The organism is Falsibacillus pallidus, assembly GCF_003350505.1.
In the GTDB taxonomy this organism is placed as follows: Bacteria; Bacillota; Bacilli; order Bacillales; family DSM-25281; genus Falsibacillus; species Falsibacillus pallidus.
In genome coordinates this window covers 53,802-74,359 of record NZ_QQAY01000013.1, presented here as the reverse complement: position 1 = coordinate 74,359, position 20,558 = coordinate 53,802, and the positions used below count along the sequence as shown (strand labels likewise).

Here is a 20,558-nt window from a genome sequence, read left to right as displayed (position 1 = left end):
TTGGATTTTTTATGGAAAAGACATGTCGAAATTTATCGAATGTGATGTCGAAAATAGTATTGTATTTTACCTGAAATGTAAATACAATGATTACAAAATATTCAGTTTAAAAGGGGTTAAGTTTTATGGGGGCGGGGAAATGGGATGAATGTGAAACACGATCTGAATTATGAAAGGGTATTAATGGACGGTATAAATGATATCGTTTTCATTGTGAAGGTTGAAAAGAGTTCAGGGCAGTTTACTTATGAGTTTTTAAATCGGAAAGCCATAGAAAAAACCAAATTAGATGAAGGAGTCATCGGGAAATCCATTAGCGATGTGTATCCTGAAAAAGAAGCGGAATTCTTGCTTTCTCATTATCAAAAGGTAGTGTCAAAAAGAAAATCGGTCGTCTATGAAGACAGCTATTATACACCTGATGGCGCAAAATCTTATTCGGAAACCGTTTTGAATCCCCTGTTTAATTCTGAGGGGGAAGTCGAGCAAATCGTGGGGATTGTCAAGGATATCACAAAGGAGCGGGCGGCGGATGCCGCTATGAAAGAGTATCTAGATAGGCTCGAAGAAAGTGAAAATCGCTTTAAGATCATAGCGGAACATGCGCAGGATCTGATTACTTTGATTGATCGGGACGGGATCATCACCTATGTATCTCCTTCGTATCAAAATCTTCTTGGATTTCACGATAATGAATATATAGGGAAATCATTTCTGCATAACATACATCCTGAGTGTAGAACGAAGCTTGAGGAAGAAATCAGAAATTCTGTGCAAACGAAAGAACCGTGTAAAATGCAGTTTCAACAGAAGACTCAAAAGGGTGATTGGATTTGGTCGGAGTTGAATGCGACGCCAGTTTATGATGAAAGAGATCAATTTATCTATATGGTGGTCCTGTCCAGAGATATCACTCTTCAGAAGGAATATGAATCAAAGCTTGAACATTTCGCGTTCCATGATTCATTGACGAGTCTGCCCAACAGGAGAAAGTTTAGGGATTGCTTGATCGAGGCGATTGCAGGGCTGAGAGAGGGAAAAGGCAGGTTTGCTGTCCTCCTGATGGATATCGATCGTTTCAAGCAAATAAATGATGAGTACGGTCATGATGCAGGGGATGAAGTAATTAAGGAATTCGGCAGAAGAATCAAAAGGAGTTTTAGTAAAGAAGATGTTGTGGCCCGCCTCGGCGGGGATGAATTTGTCGCGCTGTTAAAAGGTGTGGATTCTGCAGAAAAAGCGACAGAGGCGGCTGATAGGATTCAAACGTCGTTAAAGGAGCCGTGGAGATTGAAGAACTGCGGTATGGCCGTCACCTCCAGTATAGGAATTGCCATTTCCCCTTCGACTGACACTACTGTTTTCACCATACTGAAAAATGCGGACAAAGCTTTATACGAAGCGAAGGATGCCGGTAGGAACGCGTTTAGGATTAGGATAGTAGAGTAAACACGGGTTTTGGTAAATTTATCAATGAGGTTTCCCCCTCATATATTCTGGGTAACTAATGGTCATATCCTAATTCAAACGAAAAGGAATGATCATCTTGACGACAAAAGAGCTTCATTCTATATTGGAAAAATCCATCAGCTTGAGCAGTGGAGAAGAGGCAAACCCTGCACTGATCCTCGAAATGCTCAAACAAGAACTTGGACATGTCTATAACAAAGCAGTGGAATAATAAAAAAATAGATTAAGAGAGTAGCGTCCTCATCGGAGAGGGGGCTATTTTTGTGTCTGGGTAACACTATTGGTGTGCAAGCAACACTCCAGGTGACTGTCATCCCCCGGTCACACCCCGGTTTTGTCGAACAATTGCTTCGCTGCTGTATACAATATGGCAAGAAGGTTTGGAAGGGGAGGCTCTGTAAATGAAGGGACAGGATGATTTTTTGCTGGAAGAAGGGAGTGTTTTTCCTGGGAAGACGTATGTCGAGTCTGTGCTTAAGCCTGTTTTTGAGGATCAGCGGGATTACTTGTTTGAAGCAATGTTCGATATTCACTGCGCACATGTGATCATGCTTTCTGAGCAGGGGATTTTAAAGAAAGAGGAAGCAGCCATCATGCTGAGGGGCATTCAGAAGACAGCTGAAATCGATCCGGCTTCACTTTTCTATAATCCCAAATTTGAAGATTTATTTTTTATGATGGAAGCGAAGATAGCAGAAGAAATAGGGGGAGAACTGGCCGGGAAAATTCACATGGGCAGGAGCCGGAATGATATGGGGGTGGCGATGTACCGGTTGGTTCTACGCGAAAAGCTGCTCAGCACGATCGATGCGGCGAACGCTCTAAGTGATGCCCTCCTGAATCAGGCAGAACATCATACAGAAACGTATATGACGGGATATACCCACACGCAGCCTGCTCAGCCAACGACGTTAAGCCATTATTTTCTCGCTATTTATGATGTACTCCAACGGGATATCGCGCGATTGTGGTCAGCATTTGAACAGGTCAATCAGTCACCGCTTGGGGCGGCCGCTTTGACGACCACGGGTTTTCCAATTTCACGCGCTCGCACATGCGAATTGCTGGGCTTTCGTCAAGTCATAGAAAACGCCTATGATGCCATTGCCGGAGCAGATTATTTATTGGAGTCGGCATCGTCTATCATGGTCCTCATGGTGGACACTGGCCGATGGATCAATGATTTCCTTCAGTATGTCACGAGAGAATACGGGGCTTTCAAAGTTGCCGAACCATATGTTCAAGTGAGCAGCATCATGCCGCAAAAGCGGAATCCCGTATCTATTGAACATGCCCGATCGCTTGCGAGCAGTGCCTACAGTGATGCATTCGCAGCGATGAATATGATCCACAATACCCCATTTGGCGACATCGTGGATACGGAGGATGACCTGCAGCCCCATCTCTATCGTGCGGCGGATAAAGCTGTCAGGGTGTTGACCTTGATGCGGGCTGTTATTGCAACGTTGAAGGTGGATGGGAAAAAGTTAATGGAAGGCGCATCGAAATCATGCATCACCATTACGGAACTGGCGGACACACTCGCGAGGGACCATGATATCTCTTTCCGCAAAGCACATTCGATTGCAAGCGCCATAGCCATAAGAAGCGCGGCGGAAGGAAAAGAGCTCTATGAATGGAAAGTGTCTGAAATCAATATGATTATCCAGGAATTTAGGGTGGGAATTTCGCTGGAAAAAGAACAGTGGGAACGAATAATCTCTCCGAAGTATTTTGTGAAAATCCGCTCCATTCAGGGCGGGCCTGCTCCAGTCGAAGTGAAAAGGATGATTGAGGAACGAATGTGTGCACTTGAAAGGTGCTGCGAAAAATGGCGCAGCACGAAAGAATGGCTGGTGAATAATCAGAAGGAATTGCGGACGAAATCTCTTTGAATTAGGAAATTTTCCTGCAGACTACAGGTGTGATAGAATGAGTCTGCATACATAATGTGGAATTTTACTGGAGATGAATGATTTGCAGTTTGTTTTGATACTGATCCCGGTTTTTATCATTTTCGGCATAGGCTTCATCGGTCAAAAGGTCATCGGATTTGAACCCCGAAAACTATCGACGATGGCCCTTTACTTAATGTCGCCTTTCCTAGCCTTTCGGACTTTTTATAAAAATAATGTGGATCTCGATTACTTATATTTAACAATTTTTGCATTAGGATTGTGCTTTGGACTGATCGCCATTGTTTATGTAGTGGCTTATTTCAAAAAGTATTCCCGGAGTGAAACAAGTTCCATGATTCTGTGCTCCGTCTTCATGAACAACGGGAATTACGGGACGCCGGTTGCTTTGTTCGCGTTCGGGGCAGCGGGATTTGATGTTGCGGTCATCCTGATGGTCATCCAGCAGCTGATAATGAGCACAGTCGGCCTTTATTATGCCGCAAAAGGGAGCGAGCACCAGAATGCAGGATTCAGAGTGGCCATTGCCTCCGTTGTCAGGATGCCGGTCGTTTATGGAGCCCTCCTTGGATTAGCGGTTCAGCTTTCGCATGTGAAGATGCCAAAAGAAATCTATAAGCCAATCGATATGATTGCCGATGCCACCATCCCGACTATCATGATCATCTTGGGAATGCAGCTGGCGAGCATATCTCTTCGATCAATAGAAATTGAAAAAATGACATTTGCGCTGCTGATCAAATGCCTGATTTCTCCACTTCTCGCAATGGTATTTGCAATAATGCTGCCGGTTTCAGAAGTGGTAAAGGACATCATGATCCTGATGGCAGCAATGCCGACAGCGGCCAACACGACCATGTTTGCCCTGCAGTTCAACACCAAGCCGGAATTCGTATCCTCCGTCACACTCGTCAGCACCCTGCTCAGCATCCTGACCCTGCCGATCATGCTGTACATCCTGTCGTGAAGGTGCCTGGCTAAAGGTGTGTGTCACACGCCTCGATATTTGTCGATTGATGGGAAATAAATAACCCGCTCTATGCCAATGTGGCAGAGCGGGTTTTTGAATTGGAATTTTTCTATTTGTAGGACATTCGCAGTTCTTAAATTTGGAGTTAATAGTTTTCACTTGTCATAAGGAAGAATGAATATAGAGGTAGAATTAGCTTTGGGCTATGCGGATGATTTTTTTTAGTTTATGGATATCCGTCTTATTTTCCCAATGCTCCTTTACAAGAAGCTCAAGCTGATCCTTTATGACTTGCTGGCCTTCTTCGAGTCTGTCTAATCTTGTTTCTACTAAATCGAGTCTTGACTCAACCTTCTCAACTCTAGATTCCAGCCGATCAAACCTGTCGTTCATCTGTGTTCCCAACTCTTTTACTGCTTGAAGTACCTGATTAGTTTCCAATTAACACACCACCTTACTAGTAGAATTATACCGTTTTGCAGAAAGGAAAGGCACCCCGGAAAACGAGATGCCTTCATTTCAATTATTCAGCAGTAACAGTTTCTTTTTCAATAACAGCCAAACGCTCAGCAACTTCTTCTTCTGTTAAGTTGTGCTCAACGATGTAGCGGTTGTTTGGATGCGTGCGGCACTCGTGGGAGCAGCTGCGCATATGCTTATGCTCGTTTTCTTCTGAGCAAAGAATTTTCTTGTTGCAGAATGGGTTCGCGCAGTTCACATAGCGCTCACATGGTTCCCCTGAGAAATAATCTCGTCCAACAACCACGTGCTCTTTGCGGTTGACAGGAACCCCGATTCTTTCATCGAATACATAAAGCTGGCCGTCCCAAAGTTCCCCTTGTACTTCTGGGTCTTGACCGTAAGTGACGATTCCACCGTGCAGCTGTGCCACATCCTCAAAGCCTTCTTTTAGAAGCCATCCGGAGAATTTTTCGCAGCGGATTCCGCCAGTGCAATACGTAATGATTTTCTTGCCTTCAAACATATGTTTATTTTCGCGGACCCAGTCTGGAAGGTCGCGGAAATTTTCGATATCAGGACGAACGGCGCCTTTGAAATGTCCAAGGTCGAATTCGTAGTCATTTCGGGCATCAAGAAGGATAGTATCTTCCTCTTGAATCTGTTCGAAAAATTCTTTTGGACTTAAATATTTACCTGTTATTTCGTTCGGATTCACATCATCTTCAAGTCGCAATGTTACAAGCTCCGGACGGTAGCGTACTTTCAATTTCTTGAAAGCATGTCCTTCAGCTTCCTCAATCTTGAATACAGTGTCAGCGAAGCGCGAATCGTTTTTCATCGCTTCCATATAAGCATCCGTCTGCTCGATTGTACCGGAAACCGTACCGTTGATTCCTTCTCTTGCGATCAAAATGCGCCCAAGAAGATCGAGGCTTCTGCAGAGCTCTTTGTGCTCTTTTGCATATTCCTCAGGATTTTCAATCTCAACGTACTTGTAGTAAAGAAGTACCCTGTATTGATTGTTTTCAGTTGTCATAGCTTATTCCACCTATCGATTAATATTTGCAAGATATAATCTTAGGATTTAACGTTTCCTCATTACTCTTACGATTCACTATTATAACAAAAAAACGGAATAATGCTAACCGGACGTGCATAACCTTTTATTTCCATAATACTACAGGGGTCTGTCACGCCCCGGGTTTTGTTGGATTTTATCAAATGAATCTTTCGGTTGCTGCAGCACTAGTGTTGAAAATATTTCTGTTAATTCTTCTTTATTGAAGTATTGTGGATCGTGGGTTTGGAGCTGATTTTTTAGCATATTTAAGAAAAAGTCTGATCCGGGATGGAGGGTGTTTGGATCTTTGATATATTTTTGATAATGCTTTATATTGCCGCTGTATTCAAGGGGATTGGCTCTTTTCCCATCGATGCAGACAGGAAGTTTAATTTTCTTGTCCAGCTTTTTTTCTAGTAAGACAGTATGCGACCATCTATTCCTCAAGTCATACATGTATTCAATTTTCTGCTTCTCAAAGTACAAGAAATTTCCCAGCTTCATTTCATGGGCAAAAACTTTATTGATACTTGGAAGGGATAGAAGGGTAGTGTTAACATACTCCTCTGGTTCTCGGATAATATAAGTAGAACTTTCATCTTTAAAGTAGATGAAATCCCGATCCATCCAACCGAATGAACATTGTATTATTTCATGGAATTCTTCCAAAGTGACAGTATTTGGGACAAGAAACCTTCTCCAAATTGGCGGATATGACCCATTCAATGTGATTTTAACTTCATAGGTGCAATCATCCTGATCGCTCAAATCTTTCGGAATCATTTCATAATCCATGTCTTTTTTTTCTTCAAGGATTTCACCAAACGCTTCTTTCATGTAATTAAGATTTAGAATGCTTTCAAGGTCCCTTCTTTCCCTTCTAGGCAAAGCTCGAAATTCATTCGAAAGCTTAATTTTCCACAAAATATTACTAATCACCGACTCTAAATTCATCTTACACACACCCTCAATCCTAAATAATAATTACTCTTAAATGTAAAAAATTTAAATATTTTCATAATTATAACATACCTGGTGACAGGCACATTCCATGTTTGTCGAATTTTCACCTTTTCTAGTAAAATGTGGTGGATTTTACTATAATGGTAATAAATAGTTTGGGAGAATATTGGCCATGGGTTTTGCGGATGACTATAGTGGAAAAGGGATGTGCAGAGTGAAAAATACTGAAAAAAAGAAGAAAAAAGGATTTATTCCGGTCAGAATCAATATTTTGTTTTTCGCCGTATTTTTATTGTTTTCGTTGCTGATCTTGCGTCTTGGTGTGGTTCAGATTGTGTTCGGCCAGGATTACAAAAAAGAAGTGGAGCGGATTGAAGACGTCACAGTGCCGATGTCATCTCCGCGTGGAAAGATGTTTGATAAAAACTTCAAAGCCATCGTTGATAATACTCCGCTCAACGCCATCACTTACACGAGGACGCAAACCACGAAGCAGGAGGATATGATAAAGGTTGCAAGAGAGCTTGCCACGATGATCGATCAACCTGATGATAAAGTGACCGAGCGGGAAAAGAAAGACTTTTGGATCATGAAGTATCCTAATAAAGCAAAAGAAAAAATCTCGGAAGACGAGTGGAATAAATTTAAAGCAAATAAGATGGACAGCGATAAAATTTATGATCTTCAGCTTGAGCGAATCAAGAAAAAAGATTTAGAAATGCTGACGAAATCCGATCTTGAAGTGCTGGCGATCTACCGGCAGATGATCGGCGGCTACAACCTGGTTCCGCAGATTATCAAGAACCAGGATGTAACAGATGAAGAATTTGCCCGCGTCAGTGCTCATCTTGCCTCATTGCCAGGGGTGGATATCACCACGGATTGGGATCGCTATTATCCTTATGGAACCACACTGAAGTCCATTTTGGGCAGGGTTTCCGACAAAAGTACAGGACTTCCGAAAGAACTTGCTCCATATTATATAGCGAAAGGTTACAGCCGGAATGACCGGGTGGGCCTGAGCAATCTGGAGATGCAGTATGAAGATGTGCTTCAAGGGAAAAAGGGGAAAATTTTAAATTTAACGGATAAAGCAGGAAATGTCATAAGTTCGGAAACGGTTTCTGAAGGGCAGAGGGGAAAGGACCTCGTACTTTCCATTGATATGGAACTTCAGAAAAAGGTGGATGAAATTGTCTCAAAGGAATTGATGGCGGCTAAAAAAACTCCGGGCCACGAGCTCTTGGACCGTGCATTCGTTACGATGATGAATCCCTACACTGGTGAAATCTTAGCCATGGCGGGGAGACAATATGTAATTGATAAAGAAACCGGCAAACCGGTTCTGCAGGATTTCACGCAAGGGGTCTATACCACTTCTTATGCCCTCGGGTCTGCTGTGAAAGGAGCAACAGTTCTGACCGGGTATAAAACAGGCGCCATTAAGCCGGGTGATTATATCTACGATGAGCCGCTTTATATTGCGGATACCCCGAGAAAAAAATCCTATACAAACATGGGGAACATTAATGATTTGACTGCATTGAAGCGATCATCCAACGTGTATATGTTTAAAACCGCTATCCGGATCGGGCACGGGGTTTACCGCCCGCATGAAGCATTGCCATTGGATTTGAGTGCATTTGATAAGATGCGCAGCAGCTTCAGGCAATTCGGTCTTGGTGTAAGGACCGGGATTGATTTACCGGATGAACAGGTTGGATATGAGGGTAAGGTCAAACTGCCGGGACTTCTGCTCGACTTTGCCATCGGCCAGTATGATACATTCACACCGCTTCAGCTCGTGCAATATATTTCCACGATCGCAAACGGCGGATATCGGATGGAGCCGCACGTGCTGAAAGAAATCCGTGAGCCGGTTAAGGATCCGGGCGAAATCGGACCGATCATTGAAGAAGTTGAGCCGAAGGTGCTGAATACACTTGATATGAAGCCGGAGTGGATTGCACGCGTGCAGGAAGGATTCAGGCAAGTTGCCCAGGAACCGGGCGGAACAGCCTATTCGACTTTCTATACTTCAAGATACAGTTCAGTAAAAACAACCTACAGTCCTGCTGCCAAATCAGGGACAGCCGAAGGATTATATGATGGGCCGAAACGGGCGGACTTCGTCAAAGCAGGCAAAGAAATCCCGATGACCTGGAATCTGACGCTCGCAGGCTATGCCCCTAACGACCATCCGGAAGTAGCTTTCTCTGTAGTCGTTCCATGGGCGTATCAGGAAGATGCATACAACCCGAACATCAACTACAAAATCGGAAAGCAGATCATGGATGCCTACTTTGAACTGAAAAAACAAAGAGAAGAGCAGGGACTCAACCAAAACACAGCCGTCCAAAAAGTAGAGAACCAAGAACAAGTCAAAAAAGGTCAAACCCAAACCCGCGAAGAAAACAACGGAGAGTAAGAGTGGGACATGGGGACAGGTTTCTTGTCCCAGTCTAGCAGGTGTGCAGCGTAGGGATCGGGCCTGGAATGGGAAGAAACAAAAAGGATGCAGCCTCAGCGGCTGCATCCTTTTTATCATCGGTGGTCCCAATCATCTTTAATTTCATCACCAAAATCCCAAGCCATTCTTTCGCAGTGATATGCAGGTTTTCGAAATCTCCTGGCGCAAATTTGTTCAAATAAATCGAGATGGTCCGGCCTGTACGATAATCTGTGGGAAACGGCACCACGGAGATGCCGACTTTTTCAAAGGACAGGACAGATCGCTTCATATGGAAGGCGGAGGTGACTAAAATTGGTTTGCGAAAATGATGGAGTTCCATTAATTTTTTCGTATACTGGGCATTCTGCTCTGTATTCAAACTTTTGTCATCAATGATAATTTTATTTTCAGGCACCCCGAGCTGCCTTAGCTGACGCTTTGCAATATTTCCCTCATTCCCGGTATCGGGATATACCTGTCCGCCGGAGACAATAAGGGGGAGGTCTGTTTCTTTTTGCAGCCGTGCAGCTGTCAGGAGCCGATTTGAAGCAGCACCAGACAAAATGCCTGTTGCTCCGTTCATATCAGGCGAAGTGACCCCGCCACCGCCGAGCATCACGATGACATCACCATCAGGTTTTTGGGGCGGAGTATACGCGTACTCTAGGTGGTGAATAGTGAGTTGGCCAACTAATGTTGTCGAGAAAAAATATAGAAGTAAAGAAAAAATAAGTGCAAGTCTGGCCCCGGTTTTATTTCTATTCCTGTAGAGCCAAAAGACCCCCACCCACGGCAAAAGAATGAAAATGCCCGGGGGCAGGAAAAAACTATATAACAATTTTATGGCATAGATCAATGAGGGTCCTCCTCAAAACAGTTAACTAGTTACATTTTAACCTAATTATGGATTGGTTAATAGCCAATAAATAAGGCACTTGGCCAATCCTCAAGTGCCTTTAACAATTGTTGGGTACTAATATTAAGTGGTTTCTAACTATTATGCAGAATAAGCGAAGTGTTTATAAATAGGAGTTGATGGTAATAGATAGGGGGTTTACTCCATCCCAATACGTCTTTTCACTTTATGAAGGTCTTTTTTATGTTCCCAGTTTTCTTTGACGAGGACTTGAATATTATCCTGGATTTCCAACTGATTTTGTTCCAGTTGATCCATTCTAAAGTCTAGCTTGTCCATTCTATCTTCCAATCTGTCCATCCTGCTCTCTAACCTATCAAAACGTTCGTCGACCTTCGTTTCAAACTGAGTAAGCTGGTTTTGCAGCTCGCGTATTGCTTGTATGACTTGATCCATTTTTACACACCTCCTTTTCAATCTATTATAACAAAAAAGTGGGCGGATACGGAGGATTCCATTAAAAACCAGTAACACTACAGGTACAGTCAGGCCCCGGTTTTTGTCGAATGGGAATTTGGTTTATATGGGTGTATGGATGGCAAAGATGATGGTAGATTAGTATTATCGGGAGTTAATAGAAAATTGTAATAATCCCTTTTTCGTCTTAGGAAACCACTGAATTTGAGGTGAGAGTATGAGTGATATTAGATTACAGCTGGATTTAGCGTATAAAGAAATAGCTCAGCTTAGAGCTGAAAACCAACTTTTAAAAAGAATTTTGGAAAAACATAATATTTCATATCACGAAGAACTTCGTCCAAATAAAACCCCCAACAACTCGCAGGATTCTGCCCAGAAAAAAAGGTTGGAAAAACAGAAAATTATCAACCATCGAATCCGCCTTTATATGAGTCTTTTTAAAGGAAGAGAAGATGTTTATGCGGAACGCTGGGAATCTAAAAAAGGGACTTCCGGCTACTCCCCTGCCTGCAAAAATGAATGGGTGCCAGAGATATGTCAAAAACCTAATATCAAATGTAGTGAATGTTTGAATAAACAGTATCTACCGTTTACAGAGAAAGTGGTCTACAAACATTTAAATGGAGAAAAAACCATTGGCATTTACCCTCTCATACAAGGGGATCAATGTAATTTTCTAGCGGTTGATTTTGATAAAGGTACCTGGAAACAAGACGTAGAAGCGTTTAGGAAAACGTGCAGATCTCTTAAACTTCCGGCATATATAGAGAAATCAAGATCAGGAAATGGTGCTCATGTTTGGATTTTTTTCGAGGAAAGCGTTCGTGCTTCATTGGCCAGGAAACTGGGGACCTTCCTTTTGGAGAAAACGTCGACGAGTTACTTTGGATTAGGAATTGATTCATATGACCGCCTCTTCCCGAATCAGGATAAGATTCCCGTTGGGGGGGTTGGAAATTTAATAGCCATGCCGTTGCAAGGTAATTCAAGAAAGCAAGGAAACAGTGTGTTTGTAGATGAAAATTTTGAACCTTATCCTAATCAATGGACATTTTTAGAAACAATTGAAAGAATGAAGGTTTCAAGAATCATAGAACTGATTGGTGATAAGGCACCCACAATCCAGACTGTTCTTCCTGTATCAAAAAATAACAAGCTTCCTAAGAAGTTAACGGCATATCTTTATCAAGGTGTTCATTTCAAGAAAAATGATCTCTCACCACAAATAGCTCAAAAATTATTTGAAATCGGGACTTTTAACAATCCACAATTTTTCAAAGCTCAGTCAAAACGTCTTTCTACCCATAACATTCCGAGGAAAATCAACTGTATCCAAGAATCAGGAGACGAGTTGATTCTGCCCAGAGGATGTCTAGATGACGTCTCAAAGCTATTTGAAGAGTTATCCATTCAATTCGAAATCCAAGAAAAGAGGCATGCAGCTACTTCATTGGAATTGGAATTCAAAGGAAAGCTGTATCCTCAGCAAGTTGACTCCATACATGCATTGAAAGAATTTCCTGCTGGCACTTTATCAGCAACAACCGGATTTGGAAAAACTGTTATTGGTGCCGCGATGATAAATGAAAGAAAAGAAAATACTCTCGTAATCGTCCACCGTAATCAGCTCATACAACAATGGAGAGAACGGTTGGCCAGCTTTTTGTCTATTGATAATAAGGAGATAGGGGAGCTTGGAGGAGGGAAAAATAAACTCTCTGGAAAGATAGATATCGCGACCATTCAATCCCTTTCTTCAAAGCAAGAGAATTTAGAGCTGATAAGAAGTTATGGTCACGTAATTGTGGATGAATGTCATCATATCTCGGCCTTTACATTTGAAAAGGTGATGAAAGAGGCGACGGCTAAGTATGTACTTGGATTGACTGCGACTCCTACAAGAAAAGATGGACTCCATCCTATCATGACCATGCAGTGCGGTCCGATAAGATATAAAGTAAATCCAAAAAAACAAGCTAAAATTCATTCGTTTAGTCACGTTTTGGTTCCAAGGAAAACAAATTTTCTCACCAATAATGTGGAAGAGAAATCAATACAAGCGATTTTTGATGAGCTTTGTATACATGAGAAGCGGAACGACTTGATTTTCAATGATGTCCTTCATGCTCTTGAAGAAGGTCGAAATCCTATTATTTTGACTGAGAGACAAAAGCATGTAGAAATTCTTGAAAAGATGTTCAAAGGATTTGCCAAAAACATTATTGTGTTGATTGGGGGATTGAGTAAAAAAGAAGAGAGGGAGCGATTGTTAAAATTAAAAGAAGTCCCTCTAGATGAAGAAAGAATCATCATTGCCACGGGGAAATATATTGGAGAAGGCTTTGATGACCCACGCCTTGATACACTATTTCTGACCATGCCTGTATCCTGGAGCGGTACTTTACAGCAGTACGTCGGCCGTTTACATCGTTCCTATATGAACAAAGAAACGGTAGAGGTCTATGACTACATCGATGAAAAAGTTCCTGTCCTACAAAGAATGTACGAAAAAAGAAAGGCAGGCTATAAAGCATTAGGATACAAAACTCAAAAAGAACCACAAAACCAAGTAGAGCAAATGAAATTATTCTAAGCGACCCTAAGGCACAGTCACGCCCCGATTTTTGTCGACGCAAACGACACCAAAGTGACTAGGCACCACCCGACTTATGTCGAATCCACCGAAATAAAAAACTCGCCATAATCGGTTATGGCGAGTTTTTCAATAAATATATCCGTTCATCCTAACCTCAAGGTTCTTCCTTCACAAGGTCTTCTCCGATGATGCGGACTTCGCGCTCTAAATCAACACCGAACTTTTCCTTCACGGTCTTTTGCACGTGGCGGATCAGCGAGATGTATTCTTCGGCAGTTGCATTGTTTTTATTTACAATGAAACCTGCGTGCTTTGTGGAAACCTGTGCCCCGCCGATGCTCGCACCTTGCAGTTCGCTGTCTTGGATCAGCTTGCCGGCAAACATGCCAGGAGGGCGCTTGAACACACTTCCGCAAGAAGGGTACTCCAATGGCTGCTTGGATTCACGCTTGAATGTCAGGTCGTCCATGATGGCTTTGATTTCATCGTAGCTGCCCGGCTTCAATTCAAACACAGCCTCAAGGACAATGTCTTCATTTTCGGCAATATTGCTTTTACGGTAGTCAAGATCCAGATTCGCAGCTGCACGCTTCACAAGGTCGCCATTCCGGTCCACAACGATTGCATAGTCAAGGACATCTTTGATTTCGCCGCCGTACGCACCAGCGTTCATGAAAAGGGCGCCTCCGACAGTACCCGGGATGCCGCAAGCAAATTCAAGGCCACTCAGTTTTTTTTCCAAAGCAAACCTGGACGCATCAATGATTCGTGAACCACTCTGGGCAGTCAATTTCGTCCCGTCTGAAGAAATGTCTTTGAAATTCTTAAGGTTCAGCACAATCCCGCGGATTCCGCCGTCCTTTACAATCAAATTAGATCCATTTCCGATCAGTGTGAACGGAATATTTTCTGTTCTCGCCAGTTTCACAACCGCCTGTACTTCTTCATAGGAGGTAGGCGTGATGAAGAAATCCGCCTTCCCGCCAAGCTTTGTATACGTATGATTTCGAATCAATTCATCTATCTTTAAGTTCTCATCTTTCACAATCGATAACAGTTTTTGCTGAATTTCGTTTTTAATCATCATTTAATCATCCTAGTAAAGTAGTCAATAAATTGGGTGAAAGTCCCCTCATCATTATATGATGAATCAACCGAAAAGTTAAATCCTCTCTTATTACCATTTGGTTTCCTAACTCTTCAATACCCTCACAACGGAGAGACTAATCCTGCAAACGGCTGCATTTCTCGGTTTTTGTCGACAATTGTCATTATTTCATTTCCGGAATTTATTGGAAATGTAATGTTTTCTTTCAGTTCTTTTGGTACAGTTTTAAAAAGAAAGTATAAAGGAGCTATAGAAGTGAAAACACAAGAGTTATATAAGATATTAGAAAAATCTATCCAGTTGAGTAAAAATGAAAATATGGATGCATATAAAATATTGATGCTGCTCGAAAAGGATCTTGAACCTCTTTTGAAGGAAGAAAACGATGAGAGTGAACTAGCCTAAGGGTTTGGAGCCTCCTGCTAAGTATAGATTGACGGTTTAGAGACTATACTTTAATAAAGATTTTGATAGTAAAAGAGGTGTTTCCAAGCTTGAAAATTATCCAGATAGTTTTAGTGGCCGCTTTAATTTTTCTGTTTACATGTACTCAAAGCTTCGATGATTTGATGTATAGGGGAATGATTGGATTTAGATTTAATCCTGAACCAAACTTTTTTGAATTGTTTCAATTCAACTTTACGGACCTCCAAGACCAGCCATATATCATTCAAAAAATCGGTCATTTTTCTAGTTTTACCATTTTTGCTTTGCTGGTTTTTTCTTGGGTAAGAAAATATCGTTTGACGCTATTGGTATCAATAGGATATGCCATCACGACTGAGATTCTTCAATTATATTTTTCCCGCGACGGAAGGTTTGTCGATATGTTCATCGATTCAGCTGGTGTGTTGGCAGCTTTACTGCTTATCACAATCAAAAAACAGGTGGATTCTGAATTTGAAAGAAGTACAAAATATACGAAAAAATAACGGTGTAGTTTTAAATCAATAGCCTGCTGATTTAAAAGAGGGAAGTGCTTTTTGAGGCATTTTTTCGGGAAATATGGTAGTTTTACATTAAAAAGGAGTTAAGCAGATGACGCTGAACAATTGGTTTGAAAAAGGCATGAAGCCTAAGGATTATATAGATTCTATGCAGGTGCATAAAGAAAATTTACAAATGGTTTATGAAGGATTCAATATTCCAGAAGGAGATCGTTCATTATGGAACTCTGTGGCTGAACGGGGGCTTCGAGTGATTGTCCTGACAGAAGATTGGTGTGGGGACGCTATGGTGAATGTCCCGATCTTGATGAAAATTGCTGAAGCAGCAGACATCGAAATGAGCCTTCTTTCAAGGGATCAAAACCTTGAACTGATGGACCAATATTTAACGAATGGAACGTCAAGGGCAATCCCGATTTTCATCTTTATCAATGCAGCAGGTGAAGAAGAAGCTGTATGGGGGCCGCGTGCTCCAAAAGTGCAGGAATTTGTGGATCAAGTCCGCGCCGATATGCCTGATAAAGAAGCACCGGACTTTAAAGAGAAACAGCAGAAGATGATCCAAACATTGACGAATAAATATACAGCGGACCGAAGTGTATGGGAAACAGTTTATGAAAGCATAAAAGAAAAAATAAAATAATTTGTGCAAAGCCCCGAAGTTCAGTTTACGTCTGAACTTCGGGGCTTTTTATTTATGAAAATACAAATCGCGAATTTTGTTGTAAAATGTCGTGACTATCGGCCGATATAAGAAAGGAGTAGGTTTGTAAATTTACCTGAATAATAGAAAGCACCACTTTAAGAGGACAATCAGAGGGGGAAACGTATGAGACAGAAGTGGAGAGATATCAAGATAGGCGGCAAATATTTATTTGCGCTTGGTACCGTTGTATTGCTGTTCATTATCGCAGCATTATTGGTATTCACACAATTAAAAGTTATCAACGATAGTGTTGAAAGACTGGGGCGTCAGAGCGACCGTTCCGTGGCCATTACAGAAATGGGTTCATTGTTCCGTTCAAAATCCATCAGGGTCTATGATTATCAAAGAAGTCCCAGCCAAGATGTAGTGAAACAGTACAAAGAAAGGATAGACCAGTTCAATCAGCTTATGAAGGATATCGAACCAAGCATCGATACACAGCAGGAAAAAGATTTGTTCATGACTGTTACCTCATTTAATGACAAAATGGATGACCTATTTTTAAATCAATTTGTCTCAGCTGTGGATAGTGGAAACACAGGCCAATCTGCCCAGATTTTGAATCAGATTAGTGTGCTTCGTCCGCAAGCAATCGCGAAGCTGGATTCACTTGAACAAACTGTTGAAAAATCCAGGAGCCAAGCGGAGCAGGACACTAATGCAGGGTTGGCAAAAAGCTTTTTCATCCTGTTGATTTCCATCGTAGCGGCTTCAATTATTGGAATCGCACTTATTTTACTTATCAACCGCGCAATCCGCTTGAATTTGAAAAAGGTCGTTACGACTGCAAATTCCATAGCAGAAGGAAATTTAAATATTCCTGACTTGGATTATAAGGGGAAAGACGAGATCGGGCAGCTCAGCACGTCCATCTCACATATGAAAAACCAGCTTTCTCGATTGGTCAAAGAAATCCAAGAAGTTTCGGAAAGAGTGACGGGACAAAGTGAAGAATTGACGCAGTCCTCGAATGAAGTGTTGACTGGCACAGAGCAGATTGCGGCTACGATGCAGCAGCTTTCTGCAGGGGCTGACCAGCAGGCAAGCTCTGCCGGTGAATTGACAGAAAGAATGAAAACTTACAGCAGCACAGTCTCGAAAACAAATGATTTAGGGGAAAATGTAACGGCTTCCTCTATGGTGGTTTTAGAGAAAACCAATGAAGGAAGCAGCTTGATGAATGAATCCATAGGTGCCATGAACAAGATTTTTGAAACGGTGGAGGATGTTTCGAAAAAAATGAGCGGCCTTGAAGCACAATCAAGGGAAATATCCACGCTGGTAGAAGTGATTCAAGGAATCGCTGACCAAACCAATCTATTGGCGCTCAACGCGGCCATTGAAGCAGCAAGGGCAGGAGAGCATGGACGAGGCTTCGCAGTGGTAGCTGATGAGGTTAGGAAGCTTGCGGAAGAAGTGACCAACTCTCTTTCAGGCATCGTGTCCAATGTAGAAGGAATCCAGCAGCAATCCTCTCTCATTTCGACCTCGCTTGTGGATAGCTTTGAACAGGTGAAAAAAGGAACGGAAAGCGTTAAAATCACTGGGGAAACATTTGACATGCTGAAGGAATCCATCAATGCCATGGTCGGCCAGATGAATGAAATCGGCGCCAACATGGCACAGATTTCAAGCGAATCCGGTGAAATGAATACGGCTATCGAAAGCATTGCAGCGGTAACAGAGGAATCAGCAGCAGGAATCGAGCAGACAACCGCAACGGTTCAGCAGTCCAACAGCATCATGGAAGAAGTAGCAAAAAGCTCCACTGACTTGGCAAAACTCGCTGACAGTTTGAATAGCCTAGTGAGACAATTCAAAATCTAATGGCGTCATTTCGAATCATGTTATGACTTGAAAAAAAGCAGATCCTGTCACTCGATAGGATCTGCTTTTTTTTCTAATTGGGACTTTTTTTAAAGCTTGTTGATTTAATCATTACGCACTGTCCTCGCATATTGCTTCAATTCACTAATGATCTCTTGCTGCAATGGTTCGTCAGCGAGAAAATGAACTCCATAATAATATGCACCTGCATGGGGTTCTTCCCACACCATTTCCGAAATGATTGTATATTCATGGTCATTTATTGAAAAACGGATGCTGAGCTTGACCTTTTGACTTTGTGACACTGGAATATGAAGAGCAGTTGAGAGTTTCATGCCGCTGGGGCTTAAATCTATCAATTTAGCTCCCCCTTCGGATGAAGAAACGGGACGACCATTGATTTCTATGATCGTAAAATGAGCATCGAGCGGCTTAGGAAACACATAACGGAAGGCTTCTTCCCTTTGGTATCTCATGCCATCCATCCCCTTTAATAATGATTATCGTATTCAAATTATATAACATTGCAGCTAATCAAAAAATAGAATTTTAAAGTGTGTAAAGACCTATGTTAAGGATGGTTTTTTATAAAATATATTGTATATTAATAGGTTTAAAGATACAATATACCTAAGAGAATCATCGCGTGCTGCATAATCATCCACTTTAAAATAAGGGAAAGGGTGATAAAAATGGATTCGCTGCGATTTTTAAATGACAAAGAGCTGGTAGAAGCCTACAAGAAAGCATGCAAATTTTCCTTATCCCATGAATTTATTGAGATTTTGAGAGAAGAACTGCTCGAAAGAAACAGGGGTCCCAGGGATGTACAAAATGAACTGGAGGCTAGTGAAAAATCAATAACGTAGTCCATTTAAGCCCCTTAATTGAATCTTGTAAATTATCGTTCTATTAAAAATAAACTAAATTCTATTATTTTCCTTATTCTATGCTATTCTATCTTAGGCGAATAGGCAGTAAGTAATAGAACGACAGATGAAAAAGGGTTTCAGTGAACCCAGCACCAATTTCCTTCCCATTTATTTGCCGGATCTGAGGGAAAGGTGATGAATGTTGAAGACCATTTTATTGGCGGAGGAATCTAATTTTTTTCGTAATTTTGTGAAGTCTAAATTGGCGAATACGCCATATCGAGTAGCAGCAGAAGCTGTCAATGGCCATACTGCGGTTTTAGAATACCAGCAATGTCAACCAGATATTGTCTTGCTTGACAACACGATGGAATTTTTTAATGGCCTCTATGCATTGAGGCAGATCCTGCACATGAATCCTGAAGCCAAGATCATCATGTGTTCAGCCATCGGAAAGAAGCAATTGATGGATCAAGCAAAAGAATTTGGCGCGAAATACTTTATTGGAAAGCCCCATTTTGAAGGGCTCATTCCATTGTTGAATAGATTGACAGACTAACAGATGCCAGCAGAATCCCAAATTCTGCTGGCATTTTTTTGTGCAGATGGGACAAATGGGGACAGGTCCCGTGTCCCACACTCCGCATTACTTTCATAAAATCCACCGTCGTGTTACTTCACACTATCCCCAATTGGGACGAGGGACCTGTCCCCAAGTCCCAGTTTTTATAAATATTCACAGATGTTTTATATTTATTCAAATTATTCGAAATTTGTTGTATTATGTCCGGTTTTGTACATGAATGTCATGAAAGGGAGTCTGAAATGTCCCTTTTTGTGCATGAAAGGTCCTGAGTCCATTAGACACTTAATGGGACTAAAGTTATAGTGGGAATAACAAAGCATAAGAAGGAAAAAGGAGGGGAAAGCAGATGCAATCAAGTGTGGAAAAAATCATTCATAGTGGGAGTGTGGAACACTATTTTCAGCCAATCTGGCGTATTGCTCATTGGAAGGTCTACGGGTATGAGGGATTATTGAGATTTGGCAGCGGAAACCGGATCAATCCGGAAGAGCTATTTGATGAAGCGCGTTCAGAAGGTCTTCTTTATGAATTTGATACTTTGTCATTTGTAAAAGCAATTGAACAATTTCCATTCATGGACTTCGATCAGCAGCTGCTATTTCTCAATGTTTATCCTTCTACAATCCTACATCCGGATTTTATCGAATTATTGATCAGGCTTATTGAAAAGCATCCGGAATTGCCGGGGCGGGTAGTGCTGGAAATGAACGAAACGATTGAAGAAGAATACGCTTGGAACGACCCGGATCTCCCTCAAAAGCTGGATGTCATCAAGAAATTCGGTTTCCTTATTGCTCTTGACGATGTCGGAAAAGGAGCGGCCACATTTCAAAAGATGATTGATTTTAAACCCACATTTGTCAAACTGGACCGTTATTTTTCAGAAGGCCTTGCTTATTCAAAAGAAAAGCAGGAAACGATTTCTATGCTGTCGCAATACCTGGACCCGCAGATGACATTCATCCTCGAGGGCGTTGAACAGGATGTGGACTTAGCTCAAGCCAAAATGCTGAATGTCCCTATAGTGCAAGGCTATCTCCTTGGTGAACCGCAAAAGCTGGAAACAGGATTAAAGGAAAAGATCTTCATAATATAAACATTAAAATTCGAATTTTGACCGAATACAAAGGTTAAATCCTCGATAAAGGCAAACTCATTGAAAAGTGAGGACGCAAAGCCACGGGCCTAACGTTGGAAAGACAATGGCAGCCGGGCCGCCGAAAGGATGGAACGCACTATAAGTCACAGGAATTTAAATCCCTGTTAATGGCTGTCCCATTCTTTTTT

The 20,558-nt window shown here is 41.8% G+C and carries 20 protein-coding genes and 1 riboswitch; of the genes, 13 read left to right on the top strand and 7 right to left on the bottom strand.

The window, feature by feature from the left end; genetic code table 11:
• Positions 1-144 precede the first annotated feature (144 nt).
• From DFR59_RS15655 to DFR59_RS15645, 4 genes are all read left to right on the top strand, one after another.
• Positions 145-1,449: a sensor domain-containing diguanylate cyclase gene (locus DFR59_RS15655; protein WP_114746610.1), complete on the top strand. Its 1,305-nt coding sequence runs from the start codon at positions 145-147 to the stop codon at positions 1,447-1,449.
• A 97-nt stretch (positions 1,450-1,546) separates the two neighbouring features.
• Entirely contained in the window at positions 1,547-1,681 is a 135-nt protein-coding gene (locus tag DFR59_RS20535; protein ID WP_281269368.1) for a hypothetical protein, read from the top strand.
• 190 nt (positions 1,682-1,871) lie between these two features.
• A complete protein-coding gene (gene argH / locus DFR59_RS15650; RefSeq protein WP_114746609.1) occupies positions 1,872-3,365 on the top strand; it encodes an argininosuccinate lyase in 1,494 nt (497 codons plus the stop codon).
• An 82-nt stretch (positions 3,366-3,447) separates the two neighbouring features.
• A complete protein-coding gene (locus tag DFR59_RS15645; RefSeq protein ID WP_114746608.1) occupies positions 3,448-4,353 on the top strand; it encodes an AEC family transporter in 906 nt (301 codons plus the stop codon).
• Positions 4,354-4,548: 195 nt separating this feature from the next.
• On the opposite strand, the gene DFR59_RS15640 is transcribed toward DFR59_RS15645, so the two are convergent.
• The 3 genes from DFR59_RS15640 to DFR59_RS15630 all read right to left on the bottom strand — a co-directional run bounded on the left by DFR59_RS15640 (position 4,549) and on the right by DFR59_RS15630 (position 6,832).
• Complete coding sequence (locus tag DFR59_RS15640; RefSeq protein WP_114746607.1) at positions 4,549-4,797, bottom strand: hypothetical protein; 249 nt, start codon at positions 4,795-4,797, stop codon at positions 4,549-4,551.
• An 82-nt stretch (positions 4,798-4,879) separates the two neighbouring features.
• Positions 4,880-5,854: an oxygen-dependent tRNA uridine(34) hydroxylase TrhO gene (gene trhO, locus DFR59_RS15635; RefSeq protein ID WP_114746606.1), complete on the bottom strand. Its 975-nt coding sequence runs from the start codon at positions 5,852-5,854 to the stop codon at positions 4,880-4,882.
• Positions 5,855-5,995: 141 nt separating this feature from the next.
• Complete coding sequence (locus tag DFR59_RS15630) at positions 5,996-6,832, bottom strand: plasmid pRiA4b ORF-3 family protein (RefSeq protein WP_114746605.1); 837 nt, start codon at positions 6,830-6,832, stop codon at positions 5,996-5,998.
• Between the two features lie 181 nt (positions 6,833-7,013).
• Here DFR59_RS15630 and DFR59_RS15625 point away from each other — a divergent pair, with 181 nt between their 5' ends.
• Positions 7,014-9,269, top strand: coding sequence for a peptidoglycan D,D-transpeptidase FtsI family protein (locus DFR59_RS15625; RefSeq protein ID WP_245948500.1), 2,256 nt, complete (start codon positions 7,014-7,016; stop codon positions 9,267-9,269).
• Positions 9,270-9,303: 34 nt separating this feature from the next.
• Here DFR59_RS15625 and DFR59_RS15620 read toward each other — a convergent pair whose 3' ends face one another.
• Both DFR59_RS15620 and DFR59_RS15615 read right to left on the bottom strand, forming a co-directional pair.
• Positions 9,304-10,149, bottom strand: a complete 846-nt coding sequence (locus tag DFR59_RS15620; protein WP_114746604.1) for a YdcF family protein — start codon at positions 10,147-10,149, stop codon at positions 9,304-9,306.
• A gap of 198 nt (positions 10,150-10,347) precedes the next feature.
• Positions 10,348-10,605 (bottom strand): hypothetical protein, encoded by a 258-nt coding sequence (locus DFR59_RS15615; protein WP_114746603.1) that lies wholly within the window; start codon positions 10,603-10,605, stop codon positions 10,348-10,350.
• A 238-nt stretch (positions 10,606-10,843) separates the two neighbouring features.
• Here DFR59_RS15615 and DFR59_RS15610 point away from each other — a divergent pair, with 238 nt between their 5' ends.
• Positions 10,844-13,222, top strand: a complete 2,379-nt coding sequence (locus DFR59_RS15610; protein ID WP_114746602.1) for a TOTE conflict system archaeo-eukaryotic primase domain-containing protein — start codon at positions 10,844-10,846, stop codon at positions 13,220-13,222.
• A 157-nt stretch (positions 13,223-13,379) separates the two neighbouring features.
• Here the strand turns inward: DFR59_RS15610 and murB are convergent, their stop codons facing one another.
• Positions 13,380-14,312 carry a UDP-N-acetylmuramate dehydrogenase gene (murB, locus tag DFR59_RS15605; protein ID WP_114746601.1) on the bottom strand — a complete coding sequence of 311 codons (933 nt, stop codon included), beginning with the start codon at positions 14,310-14,312 and terminating at the stop codon, positions 13,380-13,382.
• Positions 14,313-14,588: 276 nt separating this feature from the next.
• Between murB and DFR59_RS20125 the strand changes: the two genes are divergently transcribed.
• The 4 genes from DFR59_RS20125 to DFR59_RS15585 all read left to right on the top strand — a co-directional run bounded on the left by DFR59_RS20125 (position 14,589) and on the right by DFR59_RS15585 (position 17,813).
• Positions 14,589-14,738 (top strand): hypothetical protein, encoded by a 150-nt coding sequence (locus DFR59_RS20125; RefSeq protein WP_158538413.1) that lies wholly within the window; start codon positions 14,589-14,591, stop codon positions 14,736-14,738.
• 89 nt (positions 14,739-14,827) lie between these two features.
• Positions 14,828-15,265 (top strand): VanZ family protein, encoded by a 438-nt coding sequence (locus DFR59_RS15595; protein ID WP_158538412.1) that lies wholly within the window; start codon positions 14,828-14,830, stop codon positions 15,263-15,265.
• Between the two features lie 106 nt (positions 15,266-15,371).
• Positions 15,372-15,923 (top strand): thioredoxin family protein, encoded by a 552-nt coding sequence (locus DFR59_RS15590; protein WP_114746598.1) that lies wholly within the window; start codon positions 15,372-15,374, stop codon positions 15,921-15,923.
• Positions 15,924-16,109: 186 nt separating this feature from the next.
• Entirely contained in the window at positions 16,110-17,813 is a 1,704-nt protein-coding gene (locus tag DFR59_RS15585; protein ID WP_114746597.1) for a methyl-accepting chemotaxis protein, read from the top strand.
• Positions 17,814-17,917: 104 nt separating this feature from the next.
• Here the strand turns inward: DFR59_RS15585 and DFR59_RS15580 are convergent, their stop codons facing one another.
• Complete coding sequence (locus tag DFR59_RS15580) at positions 17,918-18,289, bottom strand: PilZ domain-containing protein (RefSeq protein WP_158538411.1); 372 nt, start codon at positions 18,287-18,289, stop codon at positions 17,918-17,920.
• Between the two features lie 216 nt (positions 18,290-18,505).
• Here DFR59_RS15580 and sda point away from each other — a divergent pair, with 216 nt between their 5' ends.
• From sda to DFR59_RS15565, 3 genes are all read left to right on the top strand, one after another.
• On the top strand, positions 18,506-18,682 hold the full coding sequence (gene sda, locus DFR59_RS15575; RefSeq protein ID WP_245948499.1) for a sporulation histidine kinase inhibitor Sda: 177 nt from the start codon (positions 18,506-18,508) through the stop codon (positions 18,680-18,682).
• A 202-nt stretch (positions 18,683-18,884) separates the two neighbouring features.
• Positions 18,885-19,244: a response regulator gene (locus tag DFR59_RS15570; protein ID WP_114746595.1), complete on the top strand. Its 360-nt coding sequence runs from the start codon at positions 18,885-18,887 to the stop codon at positions 19,242-19,244.
• 373 nt (positions 19,245-19,617) lie between these two features.
• Positions 19,618-20,367, top strand: coding sequence for an EAL domain-containing protein (locus DFR59_RS15565; protein WP_114746594.1), 750 nt, complete (start codon positions 19,618-19,620; stop codon positions 20,365-20,367).
• A gap of 40 nt (positions 20,368-20,407) precedes the next feature.
• A riboswitch (cyclic di-GMP riboswitch) is annotated at positions 20,408-20,493 on the top strand.
• The last annotated feature ends 65 nt before the right edge of the window (positions 20,494-20,558 follow it).